General features: G+C 60.5%; 13 protein-coding genes. 6 read left to right on the forward strand and 7 right to left on the reverse strand.

The window, feature by feature from the left end:
- Positions 1–7 precede the first annotated feature (7 nt).
- Both lsrF and lsrG read left to right on the forward strand, forming a co-directional pair.
- On the forward strand, positions 8–895 hold the full coding sequence (lsrF, locus tag GVK32_RS02430) for a 3-hydroxy-5-phosphonooxypentane-2,4-dione thiolase (protein ID WP_159864770.1): 888 nt from the start codon (positions 8–10) through the stop codon (positions 893–895).
- Positions 892–1,185, forward strand: coding sequence for a (4S)-4-hydroxy-5-phosphonooxypentane-2,3-dione isomerase (gene lsrG, locus GVK32_RS02435; protein WP_041147327.1), 294 nt, complete (start codon positions 892–894; stop codon positions 1,183–1,185). Before lsrF ends, lsrG begins: the two co-directional genes overlap by 4 nt.
- Before the next feature lie 74 nt (positions 1,186–1,259).
- Here the strand turns inward: lsrG and ygjG are convergent, their stop codons facing one another.
- Positions 1,260–2,639 (reverse strand): putrescine aminotransferase, encoded by a 1,380-nt coding sequence (gene ygjG, locus GVK32_RS02440; protein WP_200842822.1) that lies wholly within the window; start codon positions 2,637–2,639, stop codon positions 1,260–1,262.
- A gap of 246 nt (positions 2,640–2,885) precedes the next feature.
- Positions 2,886–3,461, reverse strand: coding sequence for a PadR family transcriptional regulator (locus GVK32_RS02445; RefSeq protein ID WP_123756399.1), 576 nt, complete (start codon positions 3,459–3,461; stop codon positions 2,886–2,888).
- Between the two features lie 238 nt (positions 3,462–3,699).
- Between GVK32_RS02445 and GVK32_RS02450 the strand changes: the two genes are divergently transcribed.
- Positions 3,700–4,476, forward strand: a complete 777-nt coding sequence (locus GVK32_RS02450; protein ID WP_200842823.1) for a siderophore-interacting protein — start codon at positions 3,700–3,702, stop codon at positions 4,474–4,476.
- 134 nt (positions 4,477–4,610) lie between these two features.
- Here the strand turns inward: GVK32_RS02450 and GVK32_RS02455 are convergent, their stop codons facing one another.
- The 4 genes from GVK32_RS02455 to dhaK form a co-directional block, all read right to left on the reverse strand.
- A complete protein-coding gene (locus GVK32_RS02455) occupies positions 4,611–6,260 on the reverse strand; it encodes a glycerone kinase (protein ID WP_159864776.1) in 1,650 nt (549 codons plus the stop codon).
- Positions 6,261–6,342: 82 nt separating this feature from the next.
- On the reverse strand, positions 6,343–7,764 hold the full coding sequence (dhaM, locus tag GVK32_RS02460) for a dihydroxyacetone kinase phosphoryl donor subunit DhaM (protein WP_159864779.1): 1,422 nt from the start codon (positions 7,762–7,764) through the stop codon (positions 6,343–6,345).
- A gap of 10 nt (positions 7,765–7,774) precedes the next feature.
- Complete coding sequence (dhaL, locus tag GVK32_RS02465; RefSeq protein ID WP_159864782.1) at positions 7,775–8,407, reverse strand: dihydroxyacetone kinase subunit DhaL; 633 nt, start codon at positions 8,405–8,407, stop codon at positions 7,775–7,777.
- A gap of 10 nt (positions 8,408–8,417) precedes the next feature.
- Positions 8,418–9,488: a dihydroxyacetone kinase subunit DhaK gene (gene dhaK, locus GVK32_RS02470; protein ID WP_159864785.1), complete on the reverse strand. Its 1,071-nt coding sequence runs from the start codon at positions 9,486–9,488 to the stop codon at positions 8,418–8,420.
- 588 nt (positions 9,489–10,076) lie between these two features.
- Between dhaK and GVK32_RS02475 the strand changes: the two genes are divergently transcribed.
- On the forward strand, positions 10,077–11,174 hold the full coding sequence (locus GVK32_RS02475) for a glycerol dehydrogenase (RefSeq protein ID WP_159864788.1): 1,098 nt from the start codon (positions 10,077–10,079) through the stop codon (positions 11,172–11,174).
- 118 nt (positions 11,175–11,292) lie between these two features.
- Positions 11,293–13,206 (forward strand): dihydroxyacetone kinase operon transcriptional regulator DhaR, encoded by a 1,914-nt coding sequence (dhaR, locus tag GVK32_RS02480; RefSeq protein ID WP_159864791.1) that lies wholly within the window; start codon positions 11,293–11,295, stop codon positions 13,204–13,206.
- Positions 13,207–13,220: 14 nt separating this feature from the next.
- Here the strand turns inward: dhaR and GVK32_RS02485 are convergent, their stop codons facing one another.
- Positions 13,221–14,009, reverse strand: coding sequence for a DeoR/GlpR family DNA-binding transcription regulator (locus tag GVK32_RS02485; RefSeq protein WP_159864794.1), 789 nt, complete (start codon positions 14,007–14,009; stop codon positions 13,221–13,223).
- Between the two features lie 134 nt (positions 14,010–14,143).
- On the opposite strand from GVK32_RS02485, the gene GVK32_RS02490 reads away from it, so the two are divergent.
- A complete protein-coding gene (locus tag GVK32_RS02490; protein WP_159864797.1) occupies positions 14,144–15,121 on the forward strand; it encodes an ABC transporter substrate-binding protein in 978 nt (325 codons plus the stop codon).
- Positions 15,122–15,123: the final 2 nt, after the last annotated feature.

The raw sequence follows: 15,123 nt of genomic DNA on the forward strand, positions 1-15,123 counted from the left end.
GGATAAAATGGCAGATTTAGACGATATCAAAGAGGGGAAGGACTTTGGCCTGGATCGACCGCAGCAGAACGTTCTCTACGGGCTGAAGGGCTGCGGATCGCTGGAGTGGGGGATGCAGTCCCGGCTGGCGCGCATCTTTAACCCGCAGAGCAACCGCACGGTGATGCTGGCCTTCGACCACGGCTATTTTCAGGGGCCGACCACCGGGCTGGAGCGGATCGATCTCTCCATCGCCCCGCTGTTTGATGAGACCGACGTGTTGATGTGTACCCGCGGAATCCTAAGAAGCACGGTACCGGCGGCCACCAACAAGCCGGTGGTGCTGCGCGCCTCCGGCGGCAACTCAATCCTTAGCGAGCTTTCCAACGAGTGCGTGGCGGTAACGATGGAAGACGCGCTGCGCCTCAACGTCTGCGCGGTCGCGGCGCAGGTCTATATCGGCAGCGAATACGAGCATCAGTCGATCGGCAACATTATTAAGCTGGTGGATGCCGGGAACCGCTACGGCATGCCGGTGCTGGCGGTCACCGGGGTCGGCAAAGAGATGACCCGCGACGCGCGCTATTTCTCGCTGGCCAGCCGCATCGCCGCCGAGATGGGGGCGCAGTTCGTAAAAACCTATTTTGTTGAAGAGGGTTTTGAAAAAGTGACCGCCAGCTGTCCGGTGCCGATAGTGATCGCCGGCGGCAAAAAGCTGCCGGAGCAGGAGGCGCTGGAGATGTGCTGGCGGGCGATCGACCAGGGTGCGTCCGGCGTCGATATGGGGCGCAATATTTTCCAGTCCAGCGCGCCGCGCGCGATGCTGAAGGCGGTGAAGAAAGTGGTGCACGAGAATATGAGCGCCCGCGAGGCGTATCAGTTCTGGCAGGAGGAGAAGCAGGGGGAGCTGAAATGAACGTGACGCTGGTCGAAATTAATATCAAACCGGAGCGGGTTAACGAGTTTCTCGACGTCTTTCGCGCGAACCATGAAGGGGCCCTGCAGGAGCCGGGCAACCTGCGCTTCGACGTCCTGCAGGACCCGGAGGTGAAGACGCGGTTTTTTATCTACGAGGCCTATAAAGATGAGGACGCGGTGCTGGCGCATAAAAAAACGCCGCACTACCTGGCCTGCGTCGAGAAGCTGGATGAGATGATGTCGCAGCCGCGGCAAAAGCGCAGCTTTGTGGGCCTGCTGCCGGAATAGCATCGGAAAGCTGACCGGCAGGCGTAAAAAAGCCCGGTGAATATTGCTTCCACCGGGCTTTTTGTTGGCTATCGTCAGGCTTCTTCCACCGACACCCGCAGCTCGGCCAGCGCGTTCCGCGCCGCCTTCAGCACCAGCTCGCACTGCTCAAGGGTCAGCGTCAGCGGTGGTTCGATGCGGATCGTCCTCGCGTTGTTCAGGGTACCGGCCACCAGCACCCGCTGGCGGAACATCAGGCTGGCAAAGTCATAGCCGATTTCGTTATCCACGAACTCAATGGCCATCAGCATCCCTTTACCACGGACTTCGTTCACCAGCTCCGGATACTCGCGAGCCAGCTGGCAGAAGCCATCCAGCAGCAGTTCGCCTTTCTGTTCCGCTTGCGCCGGCAGATTCTCCGTCAGCAGGACGTTGATCGTCGCCAGCGCCGCGGCACAGGCCAGCGGATTTCCACCGAAGGTGGTGGTATGCAGGAACGGATTGTCGAACAGCACCGAGAACACCTCTTCGGTGGCGACCGTCGCGCCAATTGGCATCACGCCGCCGCCGAGCGCTTTGGCAAGGCACAGAATGTCCGGCTGAACGTTCTCGTGCTCACAGGCAAACATTTTGCCGGTGCGCCCCATGCCGGTCTGCACCTCATCGAGGATCAGCAGTGCGCCAAACTCATCACACAGCTTACGTACCGCCGGCAGATAGCCCTGAGGCGGCAGGATCACGCCACCTTCGCCCTGGATCGGCTCAAGGATCACCGCCGCGACGTCATCACCGGTTTTCTTGCACTCACTGAGCAGCGTGCGCATGGCGTTGATATCGCCAAACGGCACGTGACGGAAGCCCGGCAGCAGCGGCATAAAAGGTTTACGGAAGGTCGATTTGGCGGTAGCCGACAATGCACCCAGCGATTTCCCATGGAACGCGCCGCTGGTGGCCACGAAGGTAAATTTGCCACGTGGCGACTGGTAGGCTTTGGCGAGCTTGAGCGCCGCTTCGACCGATTCCGTACCGCTGTTACTGAAGAAGCTGTATTTCAGTTTGCCGGGCGTTAATGCCGCCAGCGTTTTGGCCAGCATGGCCCGCAGCGGATCGAGCAGTTCCTGACTATGAAGTGGTTGCTTAGCGAGCTGGTGCTCTACGGCGGAAACAACGACTGGATTACGGTGCCCTACATTAAAAATCCCAAAGCCACCCAGGCAATCAATAAACTCTTGTCCCTGAGTGTCGACAAGCGTATTTAAACTTCCCGCCTGCCACTCTACGGCTCCGTAATCCCCGCCAGCGGTAACAGATTTTCGATACGCTAAAAACCCCGGATTCACATGCTCTTTAAAGTATTCCCTGACCTCCTGGTTAAGTGCTTTCATCTCCTCATGATCAAGCGTTCGCTTCTCAATGAGATTCAGTGCGTGTGCGCTGCAGGCCAGAGCCGATGCGCTGGAAGGTAACCTGTTCAAAGTGAGCTCCTGGGACGGGCGTATCACATGATACTGAATTAAGTATTGCAGGGATTACGCCACTTCGGTGGAGGCGCTGAAAATCGGGATAAACGCAGCGTGAAAGCGGATATGTGCGGAATTTAATCTCACGGCGATATTTTTGGCATGTTTTACTCCTGAACGGAGCTAATAACCTGCTGGCAGCTATACCGCCGCGTGCTTCGCGGCGGTGCAGGTTGCCCAATTAGAGGGCAGAAGGGGGGCTTAATCGAGCTGGGAAATTTCCATGGCCGCGCGGTCGATAACGGCGACGATCTGCTTGAGCTGCGCGTCGCTGGTGGGTTGCTGATTCACTTTCAGATCCAGTACGGCTTTAAAGTTCTCCAGCGCCCGCTTCATTTGCGGATTTTTGCGCAGTTCACAGCCGACCATCCGCGCTTGTAAACGCTCTTGAATTTGAGCCAGTTGCTCGAGATTTTCGGCGTGCAGCTGGCTGCCTTCGGCGGTAATGGCAATTTTCTTGCGGCCATTTTCCTCTTCAACGCTGATCAGACCCTGATCCTGCAGGAGATCGAGGGTGGGGTAGATCACGCCCGGGCTAGGGCTATAGTTACCCTGAGTCAGGGTCTCTATCTCTTTAATCAGCTCGTAGCCGTGGCTGGCGTTGCGAGTCAGGATATCGAGGATAACCAGTCGCAGTTCGCCGTGACCAAAGAAACGCTGACGGCGTCCGCCGCCTCTGCGTTCGTGTTCGCCATGGTCACCGCCTCTGTGGCCGTGTTCCCCACGTTCACCGCGGTGCCCACGTGGCCCACGCCCTTCTTCATGATGATGTCGCATCGTTTATTCCTCATTAGTTTTGATATATCTAATTTATATCTAAAAAATAACGATTAGCAAGTATGAGATATGATGTTTTTTTAATTTATTGATTTTAAATGTTTTTATTGATGGGTTTGGACTTTTTTGCTTTTTGCCACGACTATATCAAAAATAACTTGCATTCTTTTTTAATGGCAATCATTATCATTTGGGTCATGTTTAGATATATCTATTTTTCACGAAGGCGATCGAATCGATGATGATAAAAACGAAAAACACTCAGTACCCGCAGCGCGTTCGTAATGAGCTGCGTTTCCGTGAATTAACCGTCCTGCGCGTAGAGCGTATCGGCGCGGCTTTTCAGCGCATTGTGCTGGGCGGGGACGCGCTGGACGGTTTTGTTTCCCAGGGGTTTGACGACCATACCAAACTGTTTTTCCCCGAAGCCGGCGCCGCGTTTACGCCGCCGCAGGTTACTGATGAAGGCATTAATTGGGGGGAGGGCGTGCGTCCGGCAACCCGCGACTATACGCCGCTGTACGATGCCGAACGCCATGAGCTGGCGTATGACTTCTTTATTCACGACGGCGGGATTGCCAGCAGCTGGGCGCTGGCGGCCAAACCGGGCGATACCCTGGTCATTGGCGGGCCGCGCGGTTCGCTGGTGGTGCCGGAAGATTATGCCTGGCAGCTGTACGTTGGCGATGAGTCCGGCATGCCCGCGCTACTTCGTCGCCTGCGGGCATTAAGCCAGCTGCCGGTTCCGCCGCAGGTAACGGCGATCGTCACCATCGGTGATGCGTCTTATAAAGACTATCTGGCGGAGTTTGATGGCTTCAATATTGAGTGGGTGGTGGGCCATAACCCCGCCGCGGTGGCCGAGCGTCTGGCGCAGGTGAGCGTCCCGGCGGAGGATTACTTTATCTGGGTGACCGGCGAAGGCGCGGTGGTGAAATCGCTGCTCGAGCGCTTTAAAGGGGACGAGATTGACCCGCAGCTGGTGCGCTCCCAGGCCTACTGGCACAGTAAGTAAATGTCGCGAAGTCCCGGGCTGCGGCGATTGCTCTGCCCGGGCTACATGACCAAAACTCCCTGCATTCTCTGCATTCTCTGCATTCTCTGCATTCCCGCAGGCACCGCGGCGCCTGCGGGAATATCTGACGGCTTCTATTTCTCCGCCAGGGCCTTAAACACCATCGCCACCGCGTGAGCGCCAGGGTCCATATTGCCCAGCAGGCTGTCGCTGTTGAGATACGACGCGCGCCCGGCGTTGGCTTTGCTGGCGTGAAGGGTGCTCTCTGCGCCGGCCTGGGCCGCGACAAACGCCGCCTGCAGATTGTCAGGCGCGGCCAGCAGCGACGCCAGCGCCGGCTGCAGCGCGTCAATCATGGTGCGATCGCCTTCGTCCGCTCCGCCGTAAAACTTCATCTGCGCCAGGCCGGCGTTGAGCGCTTCGGCGACGCCGGCGCCCTGTTCCAGCTTCTGCCCGGCGGCGGTAAAGAAAATAGACATCAGCACGCCGCTGGAGCCGCCCATCACCACGGTCAGGCGTTCGCCGATCAGCGCAAACAGAGTGGCGAGGTTGGCGAGCGGCAGCTGCTGGCGACGCAGCAGGTCGGCCACGTCGCGCGCCCCCGCGGCGAAGGTCGACCCGGTGTCGCCGTCGCCGACTTTGGCATCCAGCGCGTTGAGGTGGGCCTCAAGGTCGGACAGCGTTGCGGTCACCGTTCCGACGTAGCCCGCCACGACGCTATGGTCTGAAGGCTGGAACTCCACGCGGCTGCTGCGCAGCGAGCAGGGCATCACCCCGACGGCACGCGGCTGGACCGGCTTCTGCCAGCTGGCGGTTTCCACCTCGGAGAGCAGCGCTTTCTCAATGCTCTCTTCCAGTACGATCGCGGTGATCGAGAAGCCTTTCATATCCAGGGCGGTGACCAGAGACGCCGGGCCAATCAGCCAGTCAATACGCTGATGGAGCGGGGTGTTCGCCAGCTCGCGGGTGAGGATCGCCATTTCCGCGACCGACACGCCGCCGAGATTATTGAGCATCACCGCCAGGCGGCCGGTTTCCGGCAGGGCCGCAGTCAGCTTCTCCACCATCAGTTGCATAATCTGCGCGCTGTTCTGGGTGGCGATAACCGAAGCGCCGGGCTCGCCGTGAATGCCCATCCCCAGCTCCGCCTGCTCGGGATGGTGGCGCGGTGCCGTCTCGGCATCCTGCGGCAGGTGGCAGCTGGAGAGCGCGAGGCCGAGGCTGCGGGTGTTGTTCGCCGCGTACTGCGCTTCACGCAGCACGGTCGCCAGGTTGTAGCCGCGCTCGGCGAAGTAGCCCGCCACTTTATGCACCAGGATGGTCCCTGCAATGCCGCGCGGATGCTTGTTATCCGGCAGCGAAATATCGTCGCCGACGATCAGCATCTCGACGCTGTAGCCCAGGCGACGCGCTTTCTCCGCTGCGAGGCCAAAGTTCAGGCGATCGCCGGTGTAGTTCTTGACGATCAGCAGACAGCCCGCTTCGCCGGTGACGGCCTGGATGGCCGTCAGCACCGCATCGACGCTCGGTGAAGCAAAAATATCGCCGCAGACGGCGGCGGTGAGCATGCCTTTGCCAATAAAGCCCACGTGGGCCGGCTCGTGGCCGGAGCCGCCGCCGGAGATCACCGCGACGTTGCTCTTATTCAGATCGCTGCGCACGACCACGCGGATCGCCGGATCGCTCTCCAGCCGCGCCAGGTTATTCCACGGGCTGGCGATAATCGCCCCTTCAATAACGTCGCTGACGAGGCTGGTGCGCTGATTAAAAAAGAATTGAGACATAACGGTTCCTGGAGGTTAAGCGAAAACAAAATCCCCGGAGGCGGCGCCTCCGGCGTGAGGTCAATGGGGCCAACAGCGCGGACTACCCGCGGATAATGCGCCTTTCGGCGACATCAAGGGTGATGGCATCGCCGCTGCGCAGCGTTTTCAGCGTCTCACCCTGCTGGCACAGGCAGGCGATCCCGGCCTGGCGCGCGATAATCGCGCCGTGGGATACGTCGCTGCCGCCCTGCAGGCAGATCCCTTTGACCTGCCTGGCGTCGAGCTGCAGTACGGTAGAGGGGAAGATATCATCGGCGATGATAATCACCGGTTCATTCACCGCCAGCGGCACCTCGCTGCGGCCCTGAAGATGGCGCAGCGTGCGGTGGAGCAGATCTTCGATATCAATATAGCGCGCCTGCAGATAGCTATCGCTCAGCTGGCGATACTGCTGGCTGAGATCGACCAGCACCTGATACCACGCCCACTCGGCGCAGCACTGCTCCTTGCTCAGGATGGCGCAGGCGGCGTCATAGAGATCCGGGTCGTCGAGCAGGGTATGGTGGCCGGAGAAAATGGCCGCGATATCGGCGGAGTAGCGCTCCTCCGCCAGGCGGGTCAGGGCGTTGAGATCCGCCAGCGTCTGCTCAATAGCCTGCTTCAGGCGCCGCTGCTCTTTGGCGCTATTGGCGCTGTTTCGCCGCCGCGGCTCGGCATGCGGCAGGGGGTAGAGCAGCGCCTTCCCCTGGACGCGCGCGGTGGAGGGGACGGCCGCCGCCGGGGCCGCGTTCGGCTGCTCGCCAAAGTGCTCCGCCGCCAGCGCCTGGAATGCGGCCAGCGCCGCCTCGGCATCCGGCCCGCGGGCCAGCAGCCGGAGCCTGTCGTCGCGGCGCACCTGCAGCAGCGCGATTTTATTGATGCTGTCCGGCGCTACGCACTTGCCGCCTTTCTCCAGCAGCAGATCGGCGTTGAAGCCGGCCAGCGCCGCCACCAGGCGCGAGGCCGGGCGAACGTGCAGGCCGTTGTGGTTGCTAATCACCACCGAAACCGACCGCGCGTCGTCATCTCCGGCAAAGGGGGTCGCCTCAGGGGCGGGCTGAGCGGGCGACGGTAATCCCAGCTGAACGCGCTTAGCCTCCAGCGCGTTCATGGCGTCCTCGATAACCTTGTCGATCGTTGACCCGGTTGCCGCGCTGACCGTTGCTGCCAGCGTACCTTCGACCAGCGGGGCCGCGCAGAGGCGAACCTTGGCGGCAATGGCCGGATCGAGAAGATCCAGCGCCGTCTCGGCGCTCAGCAGGGCGCTGCCGATATCCATCATCACCAGCACGTGATCGGCGTCGGCCACGGATTCAATGGCCTCCATCACCTTAATGGGATCGGTGCCGATCGGGCTATCGGGATCGTCAATCCCGGCGGCGATCGCCAGCCGGCAGCCGTCGCCGATTAACATCTGCCGGGCCAGCTCGCCGACGCCTTCGCCCAGCCGGGCGCTATGAGACACAATCACCAGGTTTACCATCGCTTTTTCCTTACTCTTTGGCTGCCGCAGCCAGCTCCTGAATCATAAACATCACCGAGGTCGCGCCCGGATCCTGATGCCCGATGCTGCGCTCGCCGAGGTAGCTGGCGCGGCCCTTGCGGGCCTGCATGGTGATGGTGGAGCGGGTGGCGATCTCCGCCTGCTTACACGCGGCGTCTAGCGCGGCCTGCATCGACAGATGCTGCTCGCTGGCATGGCGCAATGATTCAACGACCGGTAGCCAGACGTCGCACATCGTTTTATCCCCCGGCTCCGCCTTGCCGCGGTTGACCACGCCGTCCGCGCCTTCGCGCATCATCTGGTACAGCTCGTCGAGGCTGAGACTCTGGTGCGCCTGGGTTATCTGCGCCGCGCGGATAAAGAAGGTGCCGAACAGCGGGCCGCTGGCGCCGCCGACGTTGGAAAGCAGCGTCATCCCGGTATTTTTAAGGATAAAACCGATGTCCTTATCGGCAATAGAAGGCAGCTTTTCCACCACCTTGCTGAAGCCGCGATGCATGTTCAGGCCGTGGTCAGCGTCGCCGATTTCTTTATCCAGCCCGGTAAGAAAATCCCGCTCTTTGGTAAAGATCTCGCCGCAGCGATAGAGCCAGTTAACGATCTGCGTTCTGTTCAGTGACATGTTGTGCTCCTTAATGGCCCCAGTTCAGCGCCGGGGTATGGACGGGGGCATCCCACAGGGCCAGCGTCTCGTCGTCGGCCTTCAGCAGGGTGATGGAAAAGCCCACCATATCCAGAGATGTGCAGTAGCTGCCGATAAGGCTGCGGGCGATAGCGATCCCGCTCTCCTCGCAGCGTTCGGCGAGGCGGTTGTAGACGCCGTACAGCTCCGACAGCGGCGTGGCGCCGAGGTTGTTGACCAGCGCGATGACGCGGTCGCCGCCCTGTAGCGCTTTTTTCCCCTGCTGGACGTCCTGCCAGCTGCCCTTGAGCGGATCCCACTGGCGCAGGGTGCGGCTGTAGGTACCGTTTTCCAGCAGGGTGGCGAACATTTCGTCCACGGTCTGGTCGAGAGAGCTGAAGGCGCGGCGGTCAATCCCCGGTTCGCCGTGGATGCCGACGCCGAACTCCATTTCATTATCCTGGAGCTCAAAAGAGGGCTGTCCGGCGGCCGGCACGGTGCAGGCCGCAAGGGCGACGCCGATAGAGTGGCCGAGGTTGTTGAGCCTGCGGCCCAGCTCGGCGCAGGCTTCCAGCGAATCGCCGCGTTCGGCGGCGGCGCCCACCAGTTTTTCTACCAGCACGGTGTTGGCCACGCCCCGGCGGCCGGCGGTGTAGAGGCTGTCCTTCACCGCCACGTCATCGTCGATGACCACGGTGGTGACCTTGACGCCGCTCTCATGCAGCAGCTCGGTGGCGGTTTCGAAATTCAAAATATCGCCGGTGTAGTTTTTGATAATCAGCAGCACGCCTTCGCCACCGTCGATATTCATCGCGCACTCGAACATTTTATCCGGCGTCGGCGAGGTGAAGATCTCCCCGGGGCAGGCGCCGGAGAGCATGCCCTGGCCGATATAGCCGCAGTGCATTGGCTCATGTCCGCTGCCGCCGCCGGAGAGCAGCGCCACCTTGCCGGCAACCGGCGCATCGGCGCGGGTGACGTACACCGGGTCCTGATGCAGCGTTAATTGGGGGTGGGCCTTCGCCAGGCCCGCGAGCTGTTCGCTCAGGACATCTTCGACACGATTAATCAGTTTTTTCATCTTCATGCTCCGTCACAGTGGTTCGATGCCGCCTCTCTGCTGGCGGAGGCGGTCATCGTGTAGGGGTTCGCCAGCCGATAGGCGCTGTCCGGCGATGTAGTGATTCTGGCTGAGTTGACGAAAAATAAAATCTGCCCGAAGTGGGTTTCATTCCGGAACGTTATTACTGATAAATGTTCCGTAATGAAACGTTTAATGCGACGAAAAAAGCAAAATGCGACCCAGAGCGGTTTTTTTCATGCCGCCGCGAGGCGGATAAGCGGCGATGACGAAGCGGGTTTTCAGTTTTTTTTCGCGGCCAGTGGCCGATTTACCGGTGAGTTGTGTGGTCTTTAGGGGAAATTTAGGCTAAACGAGCGGATCGGGATCGCAATCCCGGCGTTTTATCGCGATTTATGTTTCAATATGAAACGCAAAAATATTTTCTCTGTTCCATATCAGAACAAAAAGGTGAAATATTTTTTTGTTCTCCGCTCGCCCTACAGTGATTGCATCGCTCCGGCAGCGCTCCCGTTCCCCTCATTAGCAGAAGGCTGAACGCAGCGGCGCCAGGGCTTATCATGTAAAAATTATTTGAGGGTGAAAGGAATGCTAAAAGTTATTCAATCTCCAGCCAAATATCTCCAGGGACCTGATGCATCCACGCTGTTTGGCGAGTACGCCAAAAACCTGGCGGACAGCTTTTTCGTGATTGCCGACGACTTCGTCATGAAGCTGGCGGGAGACAAGGTGCTTAACGGCCTGCACAGCCATAACATCAGCTGCCACGCCGAGCGCTTTAACGGTGAATGCAGCCATGCGGAAATTAACCGCCTGATCGCGATTCTGCAGCAGCACGGCTGCCGCGGCGTGGTGGGGATTGGCGGCGGCAAGACGCTCGATACGGCGAAAGCCATCGGCTTTTACCAGAAGCTGCCGGTGGTGGTTATCCCCACCATCGCCTCTACCGATGCGCCAACCAGCGCGCTGTCGGTTATCTACAGCGAAGCGGGCGAGTTTGAAGAGTATCTGATCTATCCGAAAAACCCGGATATGGTGGTAATGGATACGGCGATTATCGCCAAAGCGCCGGTGCGCCTGCTGGTGGCCGGGATGGGCGACGCGCTCTCGACCTGGTTTGAAGCGAAGGCCTGTTTTGACGCCAGAGCAACCAGCATGGCGGGCGGCCAGTCCACTGCGGCGGCCTTGAGCCTGGCGCGCCTGTGCTATGATACGCTGCTGGCCGAGGGCGAAAAGGCGCGTCTTGCCGCCCAGGCGGGGGTGGTGACCGATGCCCTGGAGCGCATCGTCGAAGCCAATACCTACCTCAGCGGTATCGGCTTTGAAAGCAGCGGCCTTGCCGGGGCGCATGCTATCCATAACGGCTTTACCATTCTGGAAGAGTGCCACCATCTGTACCACGGCGAAAAAGTGGCGTTTGGTACCCTGACCCAGCTGGTGCTGCAAAACAGCCCGCTGGAAGAGATTGAAACGGTGCTGAACTTCTGCCAGAAGGTGGGCCTGCCGGTGACCCTTGCGCAAATGGGCGTCAAGGAGGACATAGAAGGGAAAATTGCGGCCGTGGCGCAGGCGACCTGCGCGCCGGGCGAAACCATCCACAATATGCCTTTCCCGGTGACCGCCAGCAGCGTCTACGCCGCGATCCTCACCGCCGACCTGCTGGGACAGCAGTGGCTGGCGCGGTGATAGCGTGCCGGTAAGCCTCTTCTCTGGAGAGTAAAGAGGGCTTTTCTCCCCTTCGGCAGCGTCTGTCGGAGGGGTTGTCGTTTTTAACACAGTCGTTTTTAACACAGCGGAAACGGATATGACTGCGCAGACTCAGAGCTTTTCTTCGGTGATAACTCAGTCATGGCATCGCTGCAGCAAGTTTATGCAGCGCGAGACCTGGCAGGCGCCGCACCAGGCGCAGGGGCTGACGTTTGAATCGATCTGTCGGCGCAAAACCGCGCTGTTGACGATTGGTCAGGCCGCGCTGGAGGACGCCTGGGAGTTTATGGATAGCCGTCCTTGCGGGCTGTTTATCCTCGATGAGTCCGCCTGTATTCTCAGCCGCTGCGGCGATCCGCACACCCTTGACCAGCTTGCCGAGCTGGGCTTTCGCGACGGCAGCTACTGCGCGGAAAGCATTATCGGCAGCTGCGCGCTCTCCCTGGCCTCGATGCTCGGGCAGCCGGTGAAAACCGCCGGCGACAGCCACTTCAAGCAGGCGCTGCGCCCGTGGTCGTTCAGCTCGACGCCGGTATTTGATAACCACGGCCGGCTGTTTGGCTCGATCTCGCTGTGCTGCCTCACGGAGCAGCAGGCGACGTCGGACCTGTCGCTGACCCTCGCCATCGCCCGCGAGGTGGGCAACTCCCTGCTCACCGACAGCCTGCTGGCCGAGTCCAACCGTCATCTGAATCAGATGTACGGCCTGCTGGAAAGCATGGATGACGGGGTGATGGCGTGGAACGAGCAGGGGGTCCTGCAGTTTCTCAACGCGCGGGCCGCGACGCTGCTGCATCTCGACGTGCAGGCCAGCCAGGGGCGCAATATCAATGAGCTGGTGACGCTGCCGGCGCTGCTGCGTCGGGCGATTAAGCACGCGCGCGGGCTGAATCATGCGGAAGTGACCTTCGAAAGCCAGCACCAGTTTGTCGATGCGGTGATCACGCTGAAGCCGATTGTCGAAGAGCAGGGCAACAGCTTTATTCTGCTGCTGCACCCGGTGGAGCAGATGCGCCAGCTGATGACCAGCCAGCTGGGCAAGGTGAGCCACACCTTCGAGCAGATGTCGGCGGACGATCCGGAGACCCGGCGCCTGATTCATTTTGGTCGCCAGGCGGCGAGGGGCGCCTTTCCGGTGCTGCTGTGCGGGGAGGAGGGCGTCGGCAAAGAGCTGCTCGGTCAGGCGATTCATAATGAAAGCGAGCGGGCGGGCGGCCCCTATATTGCGGTGAACTGCCAGCTGTACGCCGACGGCGCGCTCGGGCAGGATTTTATGGGCAGCGCGCCGACCGACGACGAAAACGGCCGCCTGAGCCGGCTGGAGCTGGCCAACGGCGGCACCCTGTTTCTGGAAAAAATCGAATACCTGGCGCCGGAGCTGCAGTCCGCGCTGCTGCAGGTCATTAAGCAGGGCGTATTAACCCGCCTCGACGCCCGTCGCCTGATCCCGGTGGACGTCAAGGTGATCGCCACCACCACCGTCGACCTCGCCAACCTGGTGGAGCAGAACCGCTTTAGCCGCCAGCTGTACTACGCACTGCACTCGTTTGAGATCGTTATTCCTCCTCTGCGAGCGCGGCGCAACAGCATCACTTCGCTGGTGCATAACCGCCTGCGGAGCCTGGAAAAGCGCTTCTCGTCGCGGCTGAAGGTGGACGACGACGCCCTGGCGCAGCTGGTGAACTACTCGTGGCCCGGGAATGATTTTGAACTGAACAGCATTATTGAAAACGTCGCGATCAGCAGCGACAACGGGCACGTACGCCTGAGCAACCTGCCGGAGTACCTGTTTACCGAGCGTACCGGCAGCGATACCTCCTCTTCGCTGCTCCCCGCCAGCCTGACGTTTAGCGCCATTGAAAAAGAGGCGATTATCCACGCCGCCAGGGTGACCAGCGGCCGCATCCAGGAGATGTCACAGCTGCTGAATATCGGGCGCACCACGCTGTGGCGCAAGATGAAGCAGTATGACATCGACGCAGGCCAGTTTAAGCGGAAGCATCTGGAGTAGACTGCGCCTGGCGCCTATCCGCCGTTCGGCGGCAGGGCATCGGCGGCGTCGCGGCACAGCCACTGAGTCCGTCGCTGCGCCAGCCCCGCTCGCTGCTGCGCCGTCGGGGGGCGCTCGCTGACGACGTAGTCAAAATCACCGACGTGGCCGTTGCGGCACAGCGCCGTGCGGCCAAACTTGGTGCTGTCGATCGCCAGCACCGTGACGTCCGCGCCGGCGGTTAACGCCCGCCGCGCCACCACTTCATCATCATTAAAATCGTACAGCTCGCCGGCGTCGCCGATGCCGCCGACGGAGACCACGCCAATATCCACCCGATAGCGGCTAAAGAACGCCAGGGCGTCGCCGCCGATAATATCCAGATCGCGCTTGCGGATACGCCCGCCGGCTATCGTCAGCGCGCAGTCGGGAAGCTGGCTGAGCGGCTGCGTGGCGTGCAGGTTATTGGTGAAGACGGTGAGAGAAACGCTCTTCGGCAGGGCGCGCGCCACCATCTCCACCGTAGTGCCGGTGCCGAGGAAGCAGCTTTGCGCCCCGCAGAGCAGCCGCGCAACCCGCTCGCCAATCCAGCGTTTGCCGTTGATATTGACGATCTCCCGCTGCTGATAAGCGATATTTTCGCGCGCGAAAGGCGCGACCAGGCCGTGGCGGCGCAGCAGCAGCCCCTGCACCGTTAAGTCACGCAGATCGCTGCGTATGGTCTGCAGCGATACGCCAAAGTGCCTGGAGAGCGCTTCAATGCTGATTTCGCCGCGTTCTGTCGCCAGCGCGACAATGGCGCTGCGACGGGTTTCCGGTGTCATATTCCCTTCCTGCCACGCTATTTTCGGCCATGCTAGCGCGGCAATGTGAAGCTATGACTACGAAAGCAGGTGGTCATATTTTTGTCAGATTCTCCTGTTTTAATCGTCGCAACGAAAACACCGGGGACGGAACGATGAATAAAAAAAACGTGCTGGCGGCGATGATGTTGACCATCATGAGCGCATCGGCTTTTGCCAAATCGACGCTGACGCTCTATACCAGCCAGCCCAACGAAGACGCGCAGACCACCGTCAGCGCCTTTGAAAAAGTGCATCCCGATATTGAAGTGAAATGGATCCGTGACGGAACCACCAAGCTGACCGCCCGCCTGCAGGCCGAGCTCGCCGCCGGCGCCGCCGCACCGGACGTGCTGCTGATCGCCGATAGCGTCACCATGGAGGCCCTGAAGCAGCAGAATTTACTGGCCGGCTATCGTTCGCCGCAGGCGGGCCGCTTTGACGCCCAGCTGTATGATAAAGACGGCTACTACTACGGCACTAAGCTTATCACCACCGGCATCGCCTGGAATACTAAAGCGCCGGTTAAACCCACCTCCTGGCTGGACCTTCTCAAGCCGGAGCTGAAGAACATGACCACGCTGCCCAGCCCGCTTTACTCCGGCGCGGCGCAAATCCATCAGGCGACGCTGATGAATGCACCCGACCTCGGCTGGCAATACTACGAGAAGCTAAAAGCGAACGGCGCGATGCCGCAAAGCGGCAACGGCGCGGTGATGAACGCCATCGCTTCCGGCAGCAAGGCCTACGGCGTGCTGGTGGATTACATGGCCATTCGTGAAAAGGCCAAGGGCGCGCCTATCGAGTTTACCTTCCCGAAAGAGGGCGTCAGCATCGTGACCGAGCCGGTGGCGATGCTGAAGAACGCGAAAAACCCGCAGGCCGCGAAGGCGTTTATCGACTTCTTACTCTCGACCGAGGGGCAGAAGCTGGTGCTGCAGCAGGGCTACCTGCCGGCCGATGCTTCTCTGCCGGTGCCGAAGGGCTTTCCGCCGCGCGACAGCATTAAGCTGATGCCGTTCGACGCCGCCAAAGCGCTGGCCGACACCGAGGCTAATAAAAAGCGCTTCGCCGACCTGTTCGGCAGCCGCTAATC

Origin of the sequence: Klebsiella sp. 18074, assembly GCF_902705905.1 — a bacterium.
Taxonomy (GTDB): Bacteria; Pseudomonadota; Gammaproteobacteria; order Enterobacterales; family Enterobacteriaceae; genus Klebsiella; species Klebsiella terrigena.